The following is a 4,544-nucleotide window of genomic DNA, read 5'->3' on the forward strand; positions in this document are numbered from 1 at the left end:
CACTTGAGGCGGGCAAGGCGCTGCGTTCTGGCGACGGTCTTGAGGCTGCGGGTATCTCTGTTGCCGACGACACCAAGCTCAAGCAGGTTGTGGCCAATGCAAGTGAGGACGCCACGGTCTCTTCCACGCTCGTTGTGAGTGCCTCTGAGATCGTTCCCTCTGCCGATGAGGCGCAGAAGGTTGAGGCTGTCCTTGCCGATGGCGAGTCTGCTTCTTACCTCGACGTGAGCGTCAAGCTCGTCGTTTCCGTTACCGAGGACGACGAGACCAAGGTTGCTAGCTCTGAGGTTACCGAGCTTCCCAACGAGATTGAGGTCACGGTCAAGGTCGCTGACGGCGTTGACCTGTCCGGCTTCGTTCGCATCGCGCGCCTTCACGACGGCAAGGTCGACTTTATCGACTGCACCGTTGATCAGGACGCTCGCACCGTCACGTTCAAGACTGGCCGCTTCTCCACCTACGCGATCGTCACTGCCGAGGCCGTCAACGTGACCTTCGAGTCCAATGGCGGCTCCGCGGTTGAGGCCCAACGTATTGCGAAGGGCGCCAAGGCCACCGAGGCCAAGTCCACTCGTGAGGGTTATCGCTTCGACGGCTGGTATACCAATGCCGAGCTCACTCAGAAGTTCGACTTTACGACCGCTGTTGACGCTGATCTCACGCTGTACGCGAAGTGGGTTCGCACCTACACGTTCACGTTCATTGCCTTTGCCGGCGATAACCCCACGTATGTGACTGCCGACGAGGGCACCCAGCTTGATGCATCTCAGGTTCCCGTGCCCACGCTTGATGGTTGGAAGTTCGCTGGCTGGTGGACCTCTGCTGACCTTTCCGGCGACCCCGTTGACCCCGCGAACATTGCTGTCGACGCCGACGTGACGTTCTACGGTGGCTGGGTCAGGGTTACTGAGGGGGGCAAGCCTACGGCCAAGCCGACCGACAAGAATGGCAACGCTCCGAAGAAGGAAATTCCCCAGACCGGTGACAACACCAACATGATGGTGCCGGTTGCGATTGCTGTTGCTGGCATCGTGGTCGTTGTCGCTGCCGTCGCCCTGCGTCGTCGCAACAACTAGCGCTCGCGCTTCTCGCACATAAGCACCCGCGCATGGGGCGTCCTTCGGGGCGCCCCTTTTGTTGCCGCGCCGCAACGTACGTTTCGCGAGCGGCCGGGCGTATCCACCCGCACGCTATACTCGAAGGGAGAAAACACGAGAGGGGAGCGTACGCCCATGGACGCGCCACGCGAAGCAGACAACCGCACCATCAGCGCCGCCGCGTCCGGCGCGACGCCCGCCACCGGCGCGACGCCCGCCAGCGTCGCCGCTGATGACGCCGCCGCCCGCACCGCCGCCTCCCGCGCCCGCGTGGCCGCCGCGGCCCAGGCCAGCGCCGACGTCGTGCGCGTGCCCGACCCCGCCCTCGCCCAGGACAGCGCCGGCACCAGCATGCGCACCGCCGAGGCCGCCGCGCGCGTACCCGACGTTGTGGTCATCACCGGCATGAGCGGCTCGGGCCGCACCCAGGCCCTCCATGTCTTCGAGGACATGGGCTACTTCTGCATCGACAACCTGCCCCCGCGCCTCATCCTGCAGCTCGCCGAGCTCGTGGGCATCAACTCCGGCGTCGGCCGCCACCTCGCGGTCACCTGCGACCTGCGCAGCCAGGGCCTGTTCGACGAGCTCGCAGACTCCATCGCGGCCCTGCGCGCCCACGAGCTGTCCTGCAAGGTCCTCTTCCTCGACACCGCAGACGACATCCTCATGCGCCGCTACGACGAGAACCGCCGCCGCCATCCGCTCGCCCAGGGCGGCGAGTCCCTGGCCGCTACGATCGCCCGCGAGCGTGCCCAGCTCGGCGCCGTGCGCGACGCCTCGGACCTCGTGATCGACACGAGCCACCTCAAGGTCGCCGAGCTCCGCCGCCGCCTGCGCCGCGCGTTCTCAGAGCTCACGGACCAGCAGCTCATGGAGGTCAGCGTCTTCTCGTTTGGCTTCAAGCACGGCATGCCCGTCGAGGCCGACCTCATGATCGACGTGCGCTTTCTGCCCAACCCCTTCTACGACCCGCGCATGCGCGCCCTCACCGGCAACGACAAGCTTGTGAGCGACTTCGTCCTCAACAACCCCGTGACCGAGAAGTTCTGCGACGCCTGGTTCAACCTGCTCGACGTCGCCATGCCCGGCTACGTGGCCGAGGGCAAGAGCCACCTCTCCATTGCCGTGGGCTGCACCGGGGGCCAGCACCGTAGCGTTGCCATCGCTAACGCCACGGCCGCCTACCTCGAGAAATGTGGCTACCACGTGAGCCTGAGTCACCGCGACCTGGCCCTCGCCAACGTGAGGACGAGCTAGATGTCGTTTACCGCCGAGGTCAAAGACGAGCTGTCGCGCGTCGAGGGGAGCTGCCCGGCCTGCGAGGTCGCCGAGCTCGCGGCCCTCGTGCGCGTCTGCGGTGCGCTGTCGTTCCACGGGTCGGGCGCCTACTCGATTCGCGTCTCCACCGAGACAGGCGCCGTGGCCCGCACGGTCATTCGCCTGGCCCACAAGGTGTTCGACCTCGACACGTCGCTCACCGTGCGTCGCTCAAACCTGCACAAGACCCGCAACTACCTCATCGAGATTCCCGAGCAGAAGGGCCTTGAGCGGGCGCTCATCCAGATGGGCGTGCTCGTGCTTGGCCGCGGCCTCTCCTCGGGCATCGCCGCCCGCGTGGTGGCCCGGCCCTGCTGCCGCGCCGCCTATCTGCGCGGGGCGTTCATGGCCGGCGGCTTCATCGCCGACCCGCGCGGCGACTTCCATCTCGAGATTGCGGTCACCGGCGACGAGTTCGCCGACGACCTCGTGGAGCTCCTCGACGACGAGAACATCACGGCGCGCGTGAACCGCCGTCGCGGCAGCTACGCCATCTACCTCAAGAGCTTCGACGACATCGTGCGCTTCCTTGGCGTCATCGGCGCGCGGCGCACGGCCCGGGCCGTCGAGAACGTGCGCGTCATGAAGAGCGTCAAGAACGACGTGAACCGCCGGGTAAACGCAGAGATCGCCAACCAGGCAAGGTCGACGGGCGCCGCGGCCGACCAGCTTGAGCTCATCGACGAGGTCGAGCGTGAGATTGGCTTTGACGCGCTGCCGCCCGCGCTGCGCGCCTTCTGCGAGGCTCGTCGCGCCCACCCCGACCTGTCGCTGCGCGACCTGGGCAACGCCATGCGCCCGCCGCTTTCGAAGAGCGCGCTGTACCACCGCGTGCTGCGCCTCGAGCAGCTCGTGGGCCGCCGCAAGTAGGGGGCTCGGGGCTTGCCGCCCCACGCGCCTGCGGGCGTTTGGGTCTGCCTCCTGCATCTCGGCCAACGTGCCTTCGCCGCCCGCATGCGCCTGCTGCCGGTCCGCTGGCAAAATTTTGTCGTCAATTAGGTAACCAGATTGGAAAAAGTCCGAGTTCCCTGTCACAAATAGCAGCAAAACCCTAGTTGGAGAGAGTCCGTAGAAGTGGTCCGCTCAATGTGGGCACGCCAGGTTACCTAATTGACATGATTATTCTTGCGACTCTCGTTGATGCCCTGCAGACAAGTGGCTTCGTGAGGCAATCACCGCGTAAGTCGACCATCCCATGAGCCCAGGTTTGCACTTCGCACGCCCCGCCGCTACGAATGCCCGCAGCAGCCGTCCCGTGCTCCCCTCCGCGCTGCGCGGCCACGTTGCTCCGTGCCAGCTGCCGCAAAGCCTGCTCCGTGCCAGCGCCATACAGTCTCCACACATCGCCCGCGTGCCCGCCACCTGCCGCGAATGCTTAAAACCATGCCAACCTGACCATGGTTCAGTAGACAACTTGCAGGTAGACGGCGCGTTTTGCCAACCTTGACGTCGCTTTACCGTTTAAGTGGCACGCAAAAGCGGTACTATTACCGATGGTGTTTCCAACTTAGGTCCGCTCGGCGCAAGGGGCGCCCGAAGGGCCTTCGAAAGGAGAAAGCATGGCAGTTAAGGTTGCTATCAACGGCTTCGGCCGCATCGGTCGTCTGGCCTTCCGTCAGATGTTCGGCCACGAGGGCTCCGAGATCGTCGCTATCAACGACCTCACCTCCCCTGAGATGCTCGCCTACCTTCTGAAGTATGACTCCACGCAGGGCAACTACGCCCGCGACCACAAGGTCGAGTCCACCGAGGATTCCATCATCGTCGATGGCAAGGAGATCAAGATCTACAAGGAGGCCGACGCCAACAACCTGCCGTGGGGTGACCTCGACGTCGACGTCGTGCTCGAGTGCACCGGCTTCTACACCTCCAAGGCCAAGGCCCAGGCCCACATCAACGCTGGCGCCAAGAAGGTCGTCATCTCCGCTCCTGCCGGCAATGACCTCCCGACCATCGTCTACAACGTCAACCACGAGCAGCTCACCGCTGATGACAACATCATCTCCGCTGCCTCCTGTACGACGAACTGCCTCGCCCCGATGGCCAAGGGCCTGAACGACTTCGCCCCCATCGTCTCCGGCATCATGACCACCATCCACGCCTTCACCGGCGACCAGATGCCGCTCGACG

4 protein-coding genes are annotated in these 4,544 nt (G+C 64.8%); all 4 read left to right on the top strand.

Annotated elements, in window-relative coordinates:
• Positions 1–1,076, top strand: a 1,076-nt coding sequence (locus AC1VTH_RS06900; RefSeq protein WP_481335420.1) for an InlB B-repeat-containing protein, incomplete at its 5' end; no start/stop codon positions are given.
• Between the two features lie 372 nt (positions 1,077–1,448).
• Entirely contained in the window at positions 1,449–2,354 is a 906-nt protein-coding gene (rapZ, locus tag AC1VTH_RS06905) for an RNase adapter RapZ (protein ID WP_293825917.1), read from the top strand.
• Positions 2,355–3,284, top strand: coding sequence for a DNA-binding protein WhiA (gene whiA / locus AC1VTH_RS06910; RefSeq protein WP_481335421.1), 930 nt, complete (start codon positions 2,355–2,357; stop codon positions 3,282–3,284). It begins immediately after the preceding gene.
• Positions 3,285–3,973: 689 nt separating this feature from the next.
• On the top strand, positions 3,974–4,544 hold a 571-nt coding region (locus AC1VTH_RS06915), incomplete at its 3' end, for a type I glyceraldehyde-3-phosphate dehydrogenase (protein ID WP_293674300.1).

Source organism: Parolsenella sp. (genome assembly GCF_982402205.1).